Below are 14,639 nucleotides of genomic sequence, written 5' to 3'. Positions count from 1 at the left end.
CCCGGACCGCCCGCCAACCGGCTCGTCAGAGGACTACGCTCAAGTCCTGTACGTCGTTCGGGCGACTTGGGGAGGTAGCGGGATGACGGAGGAAGGGCCCACGGCGGCCACCCCGGCTCCCCTGTGGGAGCGGGAAGCCGAACTCGCCGCCGTCAAGGGGGCGGTGGAGACCCTGACCGCCGACCGGTCCTCCGCGGGAAGCCTGTTGGTGATCCGGGGCGAGGCGGGCCTCGGCAAGACCGCGCTGCTGGCCGAGACCCGCAAGATCGCCGAGGCCCGGAACTGTCAGGTGTGGTCGGCGCGCGGCGGCGAGAACCTCAGGTCCGTCCCCTTCCACGTGGTGCGCCAGTTACTCCAGCCCGGCCTGGTCTCCCTGCACCCCGAGGAGGCCCGCGAGTACCTCGGCGACTGGTACGACATCGCCGGCCCCGCCCTCGGCATAACGGACCCGGGCGAACGCCGCCCCGACCCGCAGGGCGTGTGCGACGGCCTGGTCGCCGCCGTACGACGGCTCGCCCGCCGTGAGTGGCCGCTGGTGCTGCTCATCGACGACGCCCACTGGGCCGACCAGGAGACCCTGCGCTGGCTCGCCGCCTTCGCCGAACGCCTCGACGACCTGTCCGTACTGGTCGTGGTGGCCCGCAGGCCGGGCGACGTACGCGGGGAGAGCGCCCGCCACCTCGACGCGGTCTCCGCGGCGGCCAGCCGCCCCGTCGCCAGCCTGAGCGCGCTGACCCCGGACGCCACCGCCAGCCTCACCCGCGCCACCCTCGGACCGCACGCCGACGCCGCGTTCTGCCGCGAGGTCTGGGCCGTCACCGCGGGCAACCCGTACGAGACCGTCGAACTGCTCGCCAAGGTGCAGGACAGCGAGATGGACCCGGTCGAGTCCTCCGCCTCCGAACTGCGCGCCCTGAACCGCTCGGCCCGCGGCGGCGGTCTCGTCGCCCGCCTGGAGGGACTCGGCATCGAGGCCACGCGGTTCGCCTGGGCGGCCGCCATCCTCGGCGCCGGGATCACCGTCGACCAGGTCGCCCGGCTCGCCACCATGAGCCCCGAGGACGCGGCCCGCTGCGCCGACCTGCTGCGCAACGCCCGTATCCTCACCGTGCCCGACCCGGCAGCGACCCCGGGGGACGAGGGCGACCTGGAGTTCGTCCACCCGCTGATCGCCACCGCCGTCTACAACTCCATCCCGCCCGCCCTGTGCACCGCCATGCACGGCATCGCCGCCCGTGTGGTCACCGACTCCGGACGCGGCGCCGCCGCGGCCTCCCGCCATCTGCTGGAAGTGCACCCGGACGACGACGCCGACCTCGTCGACCAACTGCGCGAAGCCGCCCGCGAACACCTGGCCGTCGGCGCCCCCGACGCGGCCCGCCGCTGTCTGGAGCGCGCCCTGCGCGAACCGCCCAGGCCCGACGTCCACCCGCACGTCCTGTACGAACTGGGCTGCGCCGCGCTGCTGACCTCACCGGCCACCACCATCGGCCATCTGCGCAACGCCCTCGCCATGCCCGGACTCGACGGACCCGAGCGGGTGGACGCCGTCTTCCGGCTCTCCCAGGCCCTGGTCCACAACAACCAGATGGACGAGGCCGTCCGCACGGTCGAGGCGGAGGCGGCCCGGCACGAGTCCGGTCCCGCCCGACTGCGGCTGCAGGCCGTGCAGTTCATGTGGGAGGGCATCCACTCCGGCGAGGGCACCACGCCCGAGCGCTCCGAGCGGCTCGTCGAGGTCGCCCGCACCTGCACCGGACGCGACAACTCCGAGCGCGCCCTGCTGATCCTGCGCGGCTTCGACGCCATGGTGCGCGGGGAGAACGCCGAGGAGGTCGTCGAGCTGTGCGACCGCGCCCTCGTCAACGGCCGCCTGGCGCCCGGACTCGGCTGGACCGACCCCGAGTGGGGCATCGAGCTGCTGATGATGCTGGCCAACTCCTACGCCTTCATCGACCGCCTCGACCGCGCCGAGGCCCTGTACACGGAGGCCCTGCGCGCCTACGAGTCGGCCGGCTGGAGCGGCGGCCACCTCGCCCTGGCCCACGCCTACGTCGGTGTCGGGCACCGCAGGCGCGGCCGTCTGCGGGAGGCGGAGAAGTCGCTGCGCGAATCCCTGCGGCTCGCCGAACGGGTCGGTCGCGGACTGCCGTTGTACTGGTCCGCCACCTGCAACCTCGTCGACACCCTGCTGGCCCGCGGCCACGTCGAGGGGGCCTGGGAAGTGGCCGAGCAGTACGGCTTCGCCCCGCCCTACCCGTCCACCATCGTGCTGCCCGACCCGCGTTCGGTGCGCGGCAGACTGCTGCTGGCTATCGGCCGCACCAAGGACGGCATCAACGAACTGGAGGCGGCGGAGAAGGCGGCCACGGCCCGCGGTCACCACAACCCCGTCCTGGTGCCCTGGGCCGTCGACCTCGCCCGCGCCCTCGCCACCGAGGACCCGGCACGGGCCGCCCGGCTCGCCGCCGACGTCCGCCGGTACGCCGAGCGCTTCGGCACCGACACCGCCATCGGCGAGGCCCTGCGCTGCGCCGCCGCCCTGGAGACCGGCCAGCGCGCGGTACGGCTCGCCGCGCAGGCGGTCACCTTCCTGGACGCCTCGCCCTGCCAGTACGAACACGCCGCCGCCCGGATCGAGTACGGCATCGCGGCCCGCTCCACCGCCGAGCTCAACCGGGGTCTGACCCTGGCCCGGATGTGCGGCGCCGACGGTCTGGTGGCCAAGGCGCAGGAGCAGCTGGCGGCGGGCGCGGCACTGGAGTGACCGGGGCGGAGGAGGGTCAGTTCTCCTGCTGGTCCTCCTCCGCCAGCACCCGTTGGGCGGTGGCGAAGGCCCGGTTCGCCGCGGGCACCCCGCAGTAGACGGCCGTCTGCAGCAGCACCGCGCCGATCTCCTCCGGGGTGAGCCCGTTGCGCCGGGCCGCCCGCACGTGCATCGCCAGCTCGTCGTAGTGGCCGTGGGCGACCAGCGCGGTCAGCGTGATCATGCTGCGCTCGCGGCGGCCGAGCGTCGGGTCGGTCCAGATCTCGCCCCAGGCGTAGCGGGAGATGAAGTCCTGGAAGCGGGCGGTGAACGGCGTCTGCCGGGCCTGGGCGCGGTCCACGTGCACGTCGCCCAGCACCTCCCGGCGCACGGCCGTGCCGCGTGCGGCAGCACCGTCGAAGTGGGCGCGCAGAGCCGTCAGTACGGCCTCCGGGCACTGTGCGACCGCCAGATGGGAGGCTCCGGGGAGCTCCACCAGCGCGGCACCCGGCACCGCGTCCGCGATCTCCCGCAGATGGGGCGGCGGTGTCGCCGGGTCCTCCCGGCCCGCGATCAGCAGGGTCGGCGCGGCGATCTCCGCGAGCCGGTCGCGCAGGTCGAAGGCGGCCAGCGCGTCACAGCAGGCCGCGTACGCCTCCGGATCGGCCTCGCGGAGATCCTGGACGAGCCGCGGCACGGTGAACCCGGGCGTGAACCAACGGGAGTTCGCGTTCTCGGCCAGCTCCGCGAGCCCCTTCGCGCGCACCAGCGCGGCCCGCTCCCGCCACGGCTTCGCCCCGTTGAAATGGGCGGAGGAGCAGAGCACGGCGAGCGACGCCACCCGGTCCGGATGGTGCACGGCCAGGTGCAGACCCACGGCCCCGCCGAGGGAGACCCCCGCGTACCCGAACCGCTCCAGGCCGAGCGCGTCGGCGAGCCGCAGCACCAGCGCGGCCAGGTCACCGACGGTCGCCCCGGGCCGGATCAGCTCAGCGGCCGAGCCGCCGTGCCCCGGCAGGTCCCAGCGCACCACCCGGTGCGTCACGGACAGCTCGGGCGCGACCGCGTCCCACAGTGCGGACGAGGTGCCCAGCGACGGACCGAGCAGCAGGGGAGGGGCCGAAGCCGGGCCCTCGGCGCGGTGGTTGAGGAGAAGGTCGGTCAACGTCGCTCCAGTGCGCGGTCGGTGAGGGCAGCGGCGCTGCCGGTGTAGCGGGCGGGATCGGTGAGGTCGGCGAGGTCGAGATCCTTCAACTCGGGTTCCTCGGCGAGCAGTTCGGCGAGCGTCCGCCCTTCGGTGCGCGTGCGCCGGGCCAGGTGCGTGAGCAGGGCCTTGGCCCTGGCCCGGCCCAGTGCCGGGGTCAGGGCGGCGGTGAGCCGTTCGGAGACGATCAACCCGTGGGTGAGATCGAGGTGTTCGCGCATCGCGTCCGTGTCCACCCGCAGCCCTTCCGCGAGTTCGGCCGCGTCCCGGGCCGCCCCGCCCACCAGCCGCAGCAGGTCGCGCAGTGGCTCCCACTCGGCGTGCCAGGCACCCGCCGGGCGCTCGTCCTCGGCCGCCAGCGAGCCGTACAGCGTGGCGGCCAGCTGTGGCGCCCGCCGGGCGGCGGCCGCGATCAGCGTGGACCGTACGGGGTTGGCCTTGTGCGGCATGGCCGACGAACCGCCGCCGCTGCCCTCCGCCAGCTCGGCGATCTCGGTGCGGGAGAGGGTCAGCACATCGGCGGCGATCTTGCCCAGGGCCCCGGCGGTGAACGCCAGGCATCCGGCGAGATCCGCTACCGGCGTGCGCAGGGTGTGCCACGGCAGCTCGGGCACCGCGAGACCGGCCTCCCGCGCGTACGCCGCCACGAGCGCGGGCGCGTCCTCGACGCCGTACGCCGAGAAGGCCGCCAACGTCCCCGCAGCCCCCCCGAGTTGGACGGGCAGCGACTCCCGTACGACCGTCACCCGGTCCCGTGCGTCCAGCACCAGCGCGCGCCAGCCCGCCGCCTTCAGTCCGAACGTCGTCGGTACGGCGTGCTGGGTGAGGGTGCGGCCGGGCAGTGGGGTGTCCCGGTGCTCGGCGGCCAGCCGGGCCAGCGCGGACGCGGTGCGCTCCAGGTCGGCCAGGAGCGGGGCCAGGGTGCGGTGGGCGACCAGCATCATCGCGGTGTCCAGGACGTCCTGGCTGGTCGCGCCCCGGTGCACATACGGGCCGTACTCCTCGCCCACCGCCCCGGTCAGCTCCTCGACGAGCGGGATCACGGGGTTGCCGCCCGCACGGGCCCGCTGCGCCAGCGACGGTACGTCGAAGCGGCCGGCGTCGGCCGCCCCGGTCACCGCCCGTCCTGCCTCGGCAGGGCCCTGGGCGCGGGTCAGCGCGGCCTCGGCGTCGAGCAGTGCCTGGAGGAAGGCGGTGTCACCGGTGGCGGACGCGGCGGCGCTGTCCGCCCATCCGGGGCCGAGCAGGCTGTCGGCATCGGCAGAAGTCACTGGTACTCCAGGAAGACCGTTTCGCCCTCGCCCTGAAGGCGGATGTCGAAACGGTAGGCGGCCGGGTGCTCCTCCACCGCGATCAGCGTGGCGCGTCGCTCCGGATCCACCCGGGACAGCAGCGGGTCCGCGGCCAGCGCCGCCTCGTCGCCCGGGAGGTAGATCCGGGTGTAGAGGTGGTGCAGCAGTCCGCGCGCGAACACGCACACGCTCAGGTACGGCGCGCTCCGCCCGCGCGCCCCGGGCCGCAGGGTCCGTGCGTACCAGTGCCCGTTGGCGTCCGTCTGGACGCGCCCGAAGCCGGTGAACTCCACGCCGTTGCGGCCGAGGAAGCCGCCGGTGGCGGGGTCGCGCCGCATCGCCCCGTCGGTCCGCGGCACCCGGCCCTGGGGATCGGCGCCCCACAGTTCCAGCAGGGCGTCCGGCAGCGGGTCGCCCGCGCCGTCCAGGACGTATCCCTGGAGGGTGACGGTGTCGGGGTGGCCGAGCGGGGCGATGTCGCCGCCGCCGGGGAAGGGGAGGGCGTGGCCGTAGAAGGGGCCGACGGTCTGCGAGGGCGTGGGCCGGACGGTCTCCGGGCGGTCGGGATCGATCCTCGTCATGTCTGGTCAGCGTCCTTCTTCGAGCCAGGTGGCGTGCGGGCCGTCGAGGACGATGTCCCAGTGGTAGCCGAGGGAGAACTCCGGCACCGACAGGTCGTGGTCGTAGGTCGCGATCAGCCGTTGGCGGGCGGCGTCGTCGGTGACGGACTGCAGGATCGGGTCGTAGGGGAAGAGCGGGTCGTTCGGGAAGTACATCTGCGTCACCAGCCGCTGGGTGAAGGCCGCGCCGAAGACGGAGAAGTGGATGTGCGCGGGGCGCCAGGCGTTGAGGTGGTTGCGCCAGGGGTAGGGGCCCGGCTGGACGGTGGTGAAGCTGTAGCGGCCCTCGGTGTCGGTCAGGGTGCGGCCCACGCCGGTGAAGTTCGGGTCGAGCGGGGCGTCGTGCTGTTCGCGCCGATGGGCGTAGCGGCCCGCGGAGTTGGCCTGCCAGATTTCCACCAGCTGGCCGCGCACCGGGCGGCCGTCGCGGTCCAGGAGCCGTCCGGAGACGGTGATGCGCTCGCCGATCGGCTCGCCGGTGTGCTGGCGGGTCAGGTCGTTGTCGATCTCGGTGATGTCCCGTTCCCCGAAGGCGGGGGAGGACAGCTCCACCAGTTCCGGGTCCTTGCTGACGTCGATCGCGACCAGCGGCTGCCCGGGGTGGCGCAGGGTCGAGGAGCGGTAGGGCGCGTAGTCGCGGCGCGGGTGGTGCTCGCGGGGCGCGCCGTCGGCGACCCGCTTGTCGTAGGCGGCGTGCTCGGCCGCGATCTCCTGGTCGATGTCGCGCTGGGTGAGGGTCATGGGGTTCCTCGTTCGATGTAAACCGGGTTCACAGCAGATCCTTGGCAACGGTCAGTTCCGCGTCGGTCCTCGCGACGACCTCGTCAACAGCCACTCCGGGCGCGGTTTCGACGAGGCGCAGTCCCTCGGGTGTCACATCGAGCACCCCGAGATCGGTGATGACCCGGTTCACACACGCCTTGCCCGTGAGCGGCAGGGTGCACTCCTTGAGGATCTTCGGGGAGCCGTCCTTGGCGGTGTGGGTCATCACCACCACGACCGTACGGGCGCCGTGCACCAGGTCCATCGCCCCGCCGATCCCGGTGACCAGCTTCCCCGGGACGGCCCAGTTCGCCAGGTCGCCGCCCGCGGACACCTGCATCGCGCCCAGCACGGCCACATCGATATGACCGCCGCGGATCATCGAGAACGACAGCGCCGAGTCGAAGAAGGAGGCGCCCGGCAGCACGGTCACCGTCTCCTTGCCCGCGTTGATCAGATCCGGGTCGACCTCGTCCTCGGCCGGGTAGGGGCCGGTGCCCAGAATTCCGTTCTCCGACTCCAGCACCACCTCCACACTGTCCGGGAGGTGATTGGGGATCAGCGTCGGCAGACCGATCCCGAGATTGACGTACTGACCGTCCTTCAGCTCGCGCGCGGCCCGCGCGGCCATCTCCTCGCGTGTCCAGGCCATCAGTCGCGCACCGTCCGCCGCTCGATCCTCTTGTCCGCCGCCTGCTCCGGGGTCAGCGCCACCACCCGCTGGACGAACACGCCCGGCAGATGCACCGCGTCCGGGTCGATCGCGCCGGGCTCGACCAGTTCCTCCACCTCGGCGATCGTCACCCGTCCGGCCATCGCCGCCAGCGGGTTGAAATTCCGGGCCGACTTGGCGAACACCAGATTCCCGTGCCGGTCGCCCTTGGCCGCCCGCACCAGCGCGAAGTCGGTACGGATGCCGCGCTCCAGCACGTACTCGGTGCCGTCGAACTCCCGGACCTCCTTCGGCGGCGAGGCCACGGCGACCCCGCCCCGTCCGTCGTAGCGCCAGGGCATCCCGCCCTCGGCGACCAGGGTGCCGACCCCGGCCGGGGTGTAGAAGGCGGGGATGCCCGCGCCGCCGGCCCGCAGCCGCTCCGCGAGCGTGCCCTGCGGGATCATCTCGACCTCCAGCTCACCGGCCAGGTACTGGCGCGCGAACTCCTTGTTGGCGCCGATGTAGGAGCCGGTCACCCGGGCGATCCGCCCGGCGGCGAGCAGTACCGCGAGCCCGGACTCCATCGCGCCGCAGTTGTTCGACACGACCTTCAGACCCGCCACACCCCGCTCGTACAGGGCCTCGATCAGCACGTTCGGCACACCGCTCAGCCCGAAACCGCCGACCGCCAGCGACGCGCCGTCCGGCACATCAGCCACCGCCTCGACGGCGGAGGCGACCACCTTGTCCATCCGTGCAGCCCCATCTCATCCGTGCGTCCGAGTCAATCAGTCAGAATTAATCAGGGCACTGAGTATTTCAGCGAGGTTCTTCTCACGCTGCCACCGAGGCCGTGGTCCGTCAAGGCCCTGGAAGTGCGGCGAGTCGACCGGGCAGACGCGCTACGGCGGGCGGAGTATTGTTCAGTGCGCCTACGATTCCGTGCACCTACGATTCCGTGCACCTACCTTTCCGGCGACGGGAGCGCACATGGCCGCGGTGGATCTGGCCACCCATCCCGGGCACCTGGCCCGGCGCCTCCAGCAGGCGCACCACCTGCTGTGGAACACGATGGTCTCGGAGGAGATCACCTCCCCGCAGTTCGCCGTGCTCAACACCCTCGTCGCCGAGCCCGGGCTCGACCAGCGGACGGTGGGGGAGCGGGTGGGGCTCGACCGGTCGACGATCGCCGAGGTCATCAGCCGGCTCGGCCGTCGCGGGCTGCTGGACAAGGTGCGCGACCCGCAGGACGGCCGCCGCTTCCTGCTGCGGCTGACCGACGACGGGGTGAAGGCGCACCGCAGGCTCACCGTGCGCACCGCCCGGATGAACCAGGTCTTCCTGGCCCCGCTCTCGCCCGAGGAGCAGACCGTGTTCCTCGACCTGATCCGGCGTGTCGCGGACGCCGCCGAGGGACTGCGCAATCCCGGGGAACCCCTCGTCGCCCAGGGGTGACCCCGGGGCTCAGCCCGCCTTCGCGAACACCACCCACACCTGGCCCTCGGCGAAGTTCACCGGGCCGCCGTCCGCCGTCGTGAACTCGGTGCCGTCCTCCGCCGTCGGCCGCTTCCACTCGACGTCGAAGGCGCGGCCGTCGCGCAGCACCTTCGCCCGGCCGGAGCCCACGGTCTCGGTGTACGGCGTGTAGTTGCCGAGGAAGTCGTGGAACTCCGACTTGCGGATCGGGACGTACTGGACGACCACCGTCGCCGGGGCGATCCGCTCGCCCTCCGAGGTCACCGTCGGCGTCCCGTCCTGCGATACCTGCCAGCCCTTCTGCTGCTCGGACCAGGTGAAGGTGAAGCGGGTGGCCGGGTAGCGGACGGTCTCCGAGGTGTCGGCCGTGCCGCCCAAGGGCGCGTCGCCGTAGCGGAAGCCGGTGACGGTGAGGGCCTCGGCGCCGGGCGCGGACGGCATCAGACGGTCGGGGCGCAGATAGAGGTTGTGCGGGGCCGGCCGGTTCGGGGAGCGGTAGTAGGCACCGGCCGTTCTCTCCGGCGGCTGGGCGTTCAGGGGTGCCTGGTCGATCAGCGGCAGCAGTTTGCTCTGGGCGCCGGAGAAGGCGAGCGTCGGGTCGGGGAACTGGCGCAGCAGCTCCAGGTCGGACTCGCGGGCGCTGCGGACGGGGCCGACGGTCTCGGGCAGCTCGGTGGCGTACACCGCCATCAGGCGGGTCAGGCCCGCCTCGACCTGTTCGACGTAGACGATGTCCGCGGTGTCGAGGCCGGTCTGGGGTTTGGCCGCGGGGACGTTGTCGATCTTCACGGCGAGGACCGGGGGCGCGGCCGGGGTGGTCGGTTCCGCGGGGCTGGACGGGGGCCGGGTGTCGGGGGCGCGGCCGTCGTCGCGTCCCCCGGGCGAGCTGCAGCCCGCTGCCAGGGTGGCCGTCAGCGCGGAGACCAGCAGCACCGCCGTTGCCGCGACGCGTCTCTCGCGCACCTTGCGTCTCATGGTCACCGTCGGCACCCCGTTTCTCTTGTCAATAATTGTGCGCTCATATGTTCATCGATCGCCATACCCGATCGTTTCCGGCACGTCTCGCCTACTGCTCCGATTGCCGCACCCACGGTTCCCCGCGCGGGCACCGGGTACCCGGAGCGCCGATCTCGCGTATCCGCGCGGACCGCACGGAGGGAGTCGGTGGCGTGAAGGCAGTGACATGGCAGGGCAGGCGGGACGTCCGGGTGGAGAACGTGCCCGACCCGAGGATCGAGGAGCCCACGGACGCGGTCATCCGCATCACCAGCAGCGGACTGTGCGGATCGGACCTGCATCTGTACGAGGTGCTCACCCCGTTCATGACGCCGGGCGACATCCTCGGCCACGAACCGATGGGCATCGTCGAGGAGGTCGGTGCCGCGGTGCCGGACCTGAAGGCGGGGGACAGGGTGGTGGTGCCGTTCCAGATCGCGTGCGGCGACTGCTGGATGTGCCTGAGCGGACTGCCCACCCAGTGCGAGACCACGCAGGTCAGCGGCGAGGGCATGGGCGCCGCCCTGTTCGGCTACACCCGGCTCTACGGCGCCGTCCCGGGCGCCCAGGCCGAGTACCTGCGCGTCCCGCAGGCCCAGTTCGGCCCCATCAAGGTGCCCGAGGGCCCGTCCGACGAGCGCTTCCTGTACCTCTCCGACGTGCTGCCCACCGCCTGGCAGGCGGTCGCCTACGCCGGGATCCCCGAGGGCGGCAGTGTCGCGGTGCTCGGACTGGGGCCGATCGGTGACATGGCCTGCCGGATCGCCCTCGCGCGGGGCGCCGGAACCGTGTTCGGGGTGGACCTGGTCACCGAGCGGCTCCACCGGGCCCGGGACCGGGGCGTGGAGACCTTCGACCTGAGGGACTTCGACGGCGAGAAGGAACTCGTCGCCGCCATCCGCGACCGCACCGACGGCCGCGGCCCCGACGCCGTGATCGACGCGGTGGGCACCGAGGCCCACGGCAGCGCCGCCGCCAAACTCGCCCAGACGGCCACCGGCATGCTCCCGCGCGCACTGAGCGGCAAGCTCGCCGAACGCTTCAGCATCGACCGCCTCGCCGCCCTCCACACCGCCATCGAGCTGGTCCGCCGCGGCGGCACCATCTCCCTGTCCGGCGTGTACGGCGGCATGGCCGACCCATTGCCGCTGCTGACCATGTTCGACAAGCAGCTCCAGATCCGGATGGGCCAGGCCAACGTACGGCGCTGGACCGACGAGATCATGCCGTACCTCACGGACGACGACCCCCTCGGCGTCGACGACTTCGCCACGCACCGCGTGCCGCTGGACGACGCCCCGCACGCCTACGAGATGTTCCAGCGCAAGCAGGACGGCGCGGTCAAGGTGGTCATGAAGCCCTGATCAACCGCCCAGGATCTCCTGGAGGTCGTACCGGACCGGCTCCTCAAGCTGGGTGTACGTGCAGCTCTCCGGGGCCCGGTCCGGGCGCCAGCGGCGGAAGCGGGCGGTGTGCCGGAAACGGGCCCCGTTCTCCATGTGGTCGTAGGCCACCTCGCACACCCGCTCGGGTCTCAGCGGCACCCAGGACAGGTCCTTCTTGCCGGACCAGCGGCTCGGCGCCCCCGGCAGCCGCGCCGACTCGTGCGCCGCCTCCTCGGCCCAGGCCGCCCACGGGTGCCCGGAGATGTCGTCCATGCGCAGCGGCTCCAGCTCCTCGATCAGCTGGGCCCGTACCTTCATCGAGAAGGCGGCCGAGACCCCGACATGCTGGAGGGCGCCCTGGTCGTCGTAGAGGCCCAGCAGCAGCGAGCCGACGACGGGGCCGCTCTTGTGCAGGCGGTACCCGGCGACCACGACGTCCGCCGTCCGGTCGTGCTTGATCTTGAACATGGCGCGCTCGTCCTGGAGGTACCGCGAGCCCGGCGGCTTGGCGATCACCCCGTCCAGGCCGGCCCCCTCGTACTGCTCGAACCAGCGCTCGGCCACCTCGACGTCCGTCGTCGCCGGCGCCACGTGCACCGGCGGCCGGGCGTCCGCGAGTGCCCTGGTCAGCAGCGCCCTGCGGTCGGTGAGCGGCACGTCCAGCAGCGACTCGTCGGCCAGTGCCAGCAGGTCGAAGGCGACGAAGGAGGCCGGGGTCCGCTCGGCCAGGGTCCGCACCCGGGAGGCCGCCGGGTGGATCCGCTCGGTGAGCGCGTCGAAGTCCAGATGCCCGTCCCGGGCGATCACGATCTCCCCGTCCAGCACACACCGCTCGGGCAGCGACTCCTTCAGGGACTCCACCAGCTCGGGGAAGTACCTGGTCAGCGTCTTGGTGGTACGGCTGCCCAGCTCCACCTCGGGCCCGTCGCGGAACACGATCGCCCGGAAGCCGTCCCACTTCGCCTCGTAGTGCATGCCCGGCGGGATTCTCGCCACCGACTTGGCGAGCATCGGCTTCACGGGCGGCATGACGGGGAGGTCCATGGTCATTCACCTGCACCTATAACGGTCACTGATGGGCAACATTTGCTTGTCGCCTTCCGTCCGTTTCGGTGGATACCGGCTGCCGTGTGCCCCGAGATGTGCCCTGGATCGACTCGCTCAGGAGTGAGCCCAGCCCCTGCTCAACGGCCGGCCGGGTGGTACTGGCGGAGTCTGGCCACAGGTGGCTGTACGTGTCCAGCGTGATCGCCGCCGACGAGTGGCCTAGACGTTTCTGCAGCACCTTGACCGACTCCCCATGCTTGATCAGAAGCGAGGCGTACGTGTGGCGGAGTGTGTGCAGCATCGTCCCCGCCGGGATCTGTTCCTCGCCCCGGTCGGCAAGGATCTTGTTCGCATCGGTCACCATCTTCCGCCAGGTGCGCACCCACGGCGACCGCTGCACGGGCTCGCCGGCCGCTGTCGTGAAGACCAGCCGTACCTTGCGTTCCCGCCAGTTGCCGTCTGTCGTGGCGGCCATCGTCTGGGGAGTGGCTGGGAACGCCTTCACCTGGGCGTTCAGCGCCGCATCTGCACTGTTCACCTCGGCCACGTCGCGACCTCCCTGTTAGACATGCACCGCATGTATAAACGATGCATGGCCGTGACCAGGAAGGTTCGCCGGTTCTCCGGCGGTGTGTACGACCTCGGGCTGCACGTCGTGTGGTGTCCGAAGTACCGCCGCCCGGTTCTCGGTGGACGGGTTGCGGCACGCCTGGATGAGCTGATCCGCCAGAAGGCCGATGAACGGGGGTGGGAGATCGTGACACTCGAAGTCATGCCCGACCACGTGCACCTGTTCGTCAAGCACGACCCGAAGTCCTCGGCGTCATACGTCGCGAACCAGTTCAAGGGCTTCACCTCACGCGTCCTGCGCGCGGAGTTCCCGCACCTCAATACACAGCTGCCCACGCTGTGGTCGTCGTCGTACTTCGCGGCGTCGGTCGGCGCTGTCTCGGCGGACACGGTTCGCCGGTACATCGACACCCAGTGGGAACGCCCGTGGAGGAAGAGCAAGGGGGACGGCTCGTGATCCGGGCGTACAAGTTCCTCCTGCGCCCCACAGCCCGTCAGACGGCCGCGCTGGGCGAGATGCTGCGGGACCACTGCTCGCTGTACAACGGCGCTCTCCAGGAACGCCGGGACGCCTGGCGGCACACCTCGAAGACGAGTATCAAGTACGGCAACCAGTCCGCCCAGCTCAAGGAGATCCGGGCGTTCGACCCGGAGCGTCAGGGCCGCTGGTCGTTCTCCTCCCAGCAGGCCACCCTGCGGCGCCTGGACAAGGCGTTCCAGGCGTTCTTCAAGCGCGTCAAGGCCGGCCAGAACCCCGGATACCCGAGGTTCAAGGGCGTCGGGCACTTCGACACCGTCACCTTCCCCAAGGACGGCGACGGCTGCCGCTGGAACTCCACCCCGCACGACCGGCAGACCCGGGTCCGTCTCCAAGGTGTCGGGCACGTCCGCGTGCACCAGCACCGGCCCGTACAGGGCCGCGTCAAGACGATTTCCGTGAAGTGCGAAGGGAACCGCTGGTACGTCGTCCTCGCCTGCGACAACGTGCCTGCCCAGGAGCTGCCGCCCACCGGGGCCGTCATCGGCGTCGACATGGGCGTTACGCACTTCCTCACCACATCCGAGGGCGAGCACGTGCCGAACCCGCGCTTCCTCGGCACCGTGGCTGAGGAGCCGGCCGCCGCACAGCAGCACCTGGCGACGTTCCCCAAGCGCACCCGGCAGCGCACCAAACGGCACCGGGCCGCCGCCCGTAAGGTCGCCAAGCTGCACGCCAAGGTGCGGCGCCAGCGCCTGGACTTCCACCACAAGACCGCCCGCGCGCTCGTCGCCGACAACGACGTGATCGCACACGAGCGGCTGAACACCGCAGGGATGACCAGGAGCCCGGCACCCAAGCCCGACCCCGGCACCGACGGCGCGTTCCTCCCGAACGGTGCCGCCGCCAAGGCCGGGCTGAACCGAAGCATCCTCGACGCGGGTTGGGGACAGTTCTTCGCGATCCTGGCGAACAAGGCTGAGAGTGCCGGTCGCCTCGTGATCCCGGTGGACCCCCGCAACACCTCTCGCACGTGCCCGCCCGGCCTTGGCGGCTGCGGACACGTGGACGGCAAGAGCCGCGTCACCCAAGCGAAGTTCCAGTGCGCGGCGTGTGGGTTCACCGCGAACGCGGACCACGTCGGCGCCTCGAACATCTCCGACAGGGCCGGGCTGGTCCTCTGCGCGGCGGCTTAGCCACCGACGCAGGAAGCCCGCACGTTTACGCGTGGGTGGAGTCACGGCTCGACTCTAGGGAGCCCCCCTGTCGGCGCGCCCGCACCTCCCCGCAGAAGGCGCGCCCGATGACGACGGCCGCCGCGGCGACGGAGAGGACAACGGTGCATCCGAGGAGCCCAGGCCAGATCATGGCGCCATCGTCGCAGGTGACCGGGGGTGTAACCGCAGCG

General features: G+C 71.9%; 14 protein-coding genes. 5 read left to right on the top strand and 9 right to left on the bottom strand.

What is annotated here, in order from left to right; translation table 11 throughout:
• Nucleotides 1–82 precede the first annotated feature (82 nt).
• Complete coding sequence (locus GA0115233_RS00830) at nt 83–2,767, top strand: ATP-binding protein (protein WP_093718044.1); 2,685 nt, start codon at nt 83–85, stop codon at nt 2,765–2,767.
• Nucleotides 2,768–2,783: 16 nt separating this feature from the next.
• Here GA0115233_RS00830 and pcaD read toward each other — a convergent pair whose 3' ends face one another.
• The 6 genes from pcaD to GA0115233_RS00800 are packed head-to-tail and all read right to left on the bottom strand — an operon-like array spanning nt 2,784 to nt 8,031.
• Complete coding sequence (pcaD, locus tag GA0115233_RS00825; protein WP_093718043.1) at nt 2,784–3,911, bottom strand: bifunctional 3-oxoadipate enol-lactonase/4-carboxymuconolactone decarboxylase PcaDC; 1,128 nt, start codon at nt 3,909–3,911, stop codon at nt 2,784–2,786.
• On the bottom strand, nt 3,908–5,221 hold the full coding sequence (gene pcaB / locus GA0115233_RS00820; RefSeq protein ID WP_093718042.1) for a 3-carboxy-cis,cis-muconate cycloisomerase: 1,314 nt from the start codon (nt 5,219–5,221) through the stop codon (nt 3,908–3,910). Before pcaB ends, pcaD begins: the two co-directional genes overlap by 4 nt.
• Nucleotides 5,218–5,823 (bottom strand): protocatechuate 3,4-dioxygenase subunit alpha, encoded by a 606-nt coding sequence (gene pcaG / locus GA0115233_RS00815; RefSeq protein WP_093718041.1) that lies wholly within the window; start codon nt 5,821–5,823, stop codon nt 5,218–5,220. Before pcaG ends, pcaB begins: the two co-directional genes overlap by 4 nt.
• 6 nt (nt 5,824–5,829) lie before the next feature.
• Nucleotides 5,830–6,603 (bottom strand): protocatechuate 3,4-dioxygenase subunit beta, encoded by a 774-nt coding sequence (gene pcaH / locus GA0115233_RS00810; RefSeq protein ID WP_093718040.1) that lies wholly within the window; start codon nt 6,601–6,603, stop codon nt 5,830–5,832.
• Between the two features lie 28 nt (nt 6,604–6,631).
• Nucleotides 6,632–7,276 carry a CoA transferase subunit B gene (locus GA0115233_RS00805; protein ID WP_093718039.1) on the bottom strand — a complete coding sequence of 215 codons (645 nt, stop codon included), beginning with the start codon at nt 7,274–7,276 and terminating at the stop codon, nt 6,632–6,634.
• Entirely contained in the window at nt 7,276–8,031 is a 756-nt protein-coding gene (locus GA0115233_RS00800) for a CoA transferase subunit A (protein ID WP_093718038.1), read from the bottom strand. Before GA0115233_RS00800 ends, GA0115233_RS00805 begins: the two co-directional genes overlap by 1 nt.
• Nucleotides 8,032–8,269: 238 nt before the next feature.
• Here GA0115233_RS00800 and GA0115233_RS00795 point away from each other — a divergent pair, with 238 nt between their 5' ends.
• Entirely contained in the window at nt 8,270–8,734 is a 465-nt protein-coding gene (locus GA0115233_RS00795; protein ID WP_093718037.1) for a MarR family winged helix-turn-helix transcriptional regulator, read from the top strand.
• A 9-nt stretch (nt 8,735–8,743) separates the two neighbouring features.
• Here GA0115233_RS00795 and GA0115233_RS00790 read toward each other — a convergent pair whose 3' ends face one another.
• Nucleotides 8,744–9,730 (bottom strand): DUF3048 domain-containing protein, encoded by a 987-nt coding sequence (locus GA0115233_RS00790; RefSeq protein ID WP_093718116.1) that lies wholly within the window; start codon nt 9,728–9,730, stop codon nt 8,744–8,746.
• A gap of 194 nt (nt 9,731–9,924) precedes the next feature.
• Here GA0115233_RS00790 and GA0115233_RS00785 point away from each other — a divergent pair, with 194 nt between their 5' ends.
• The gene (locus GA0115233_RS00785) at nt 9,925–11,115 is read left to right on the top strand and encodes a zinc-dependent alcohol dehydrogenase (protein WP_093718036.1); all 1,191 of its coding nucleotides are present in this window, start codon (nt 9,925–9,927) and stop codon (nt 11,113–11,115) included.
• Here the strand turns inward: GA0115233_RS00785 and GA0115233_RS00780 are convergent, their stop codons facing one another.
• Complete coding sequence (locus GA0115233_RS00780; RefSeq protein ID WP_093718115.1) at nt 11,116–12,180, bottom strand: ATP-dependent DNA ligase; 1,065 nt, start codon at nt 12,178–12,180, stop codon at nt 11,116–11,118.
• Nucleotides 12,181–12,205: 25 nt separating this feature from the next.
• Complete coding sequence (locus GA0115233_RS00775) at nt 12,206–12,730, bottom strand: tyrosine-type recombinase/integrase (RefSeq protein WP_218063391.1); 525 nt, start codon at nt 12,728–12,730, stop codon at nt 12,206–12,208.
• A gap of 45 nt (nt 12,731–12,775) precedes the next feature.
• Between GA0115233_RS00775 and tnpA the strand changes: the two genes are divergently transcribed.
• Together tnpA and GA0115233_RS00765 are read left to right on the top strand one after the other, a co-directional pair.
• Nucleotides 12,776–13,210 (top strand): IS200/IS605 family transposase, encoded by a 435-nt coding sequence (gene tnpA, locus GA0115233_RS00770; RefSeq protein WP_093718035.1) that lies wholly within the window; start codon nt 12,776–12,778, stop codon nt 13,208–13,210.
• Complete coding sequence (locus tag GA0115233_RS00765) at nt 13,207–14,427, top strand: RNA-guided endonuclease InsQ/TnpB family protein (protein ID WP_093718034.1); 1,221 nt, start codon at nt 13,207–13,209, stop codon at nt 14,425–14,427. Before tnpA ends, GA0115233_RS00765 begins: the two co-directional genes overlap by 4 nt.
• Nucleotides 14,428–14,639: the final 212 nt, after the last annotated feature.

This window comes from Streptomyces sp. DI166 (genome assembly GCF_900091315.1).
Classification (GTDB): Bacteria; Actinomycetota; Actinomycetes; order Streptomycetales; family Streptomycetaceae; genus Streptomyces; species Streptomyces fuscus.
This window is presented reverse-complemented; position numbering and strand designations above follow the sequence as displayed.

Coding starts and splice junctions, on each gene's coding strand:
- GA0115233_RS00795 (WP_093718037.1), top strand. CDS start 8,270: ATGGCCGCGGTGGATCTGGCCACCCATCCCGGGCACCTGGCCCGGCGC.
- GA0115233_RS00805 (WP_093718039.1), bottom strand. CDS start 7,276: ATGGCCTGGACACGCGAGGAGATGGCCGCGCGGGCCGCGCGCGAGCTG.
- GA0115233_RS00790 (WP_093718116.1), bottom strand. CDS start 9,730: ATGAGACGCAAGGTGCGCGAGAGACGCGTCGCGGCAACGGCGGTGCTG.
- GA0115233_RS00830 (WP_093718044.1), top strand. CDS start 83: ATGACGGAGGAAGGGCCCACGGCGGCCACCCCGGCTCCCCTGTGGGAG.
- tnpA (WP_093718035.1), top strand. CDS start 12,776: ATGGCCGTGACCAGGAAGGTTCGCCGGTTCTCCGGCGGTGTGTACGAC.
- pcaH (WP_093718040.1), bottom strand. CDS start 6,603: ATGACCCTCACCCAGCGCGACATCGACCAGGAGATCGCGGCCGAGCAC.
- GA0115233_RS00800 (WP_093718038.1), bottom strand. CDS start 8,031: ATGGACAAGGTGGTCGCCTCCGCCGTCGAGGCGGTGGCTGATGTGCCG.
- pcaG (WP_093718041.1), bottom strand. CDS start 5,823: ATGACGAGGATCGATCCCGACCGCCCGGAGACCGTCCGGCCCACGCCC.
- GA0115233_RS00780 (WP_093718115.1), bottom strand. CDS start 12,180: ATGGACCTCCCCGTCATGCCGCCCGTGAAGCCGATGCTCGCCAAGTCG.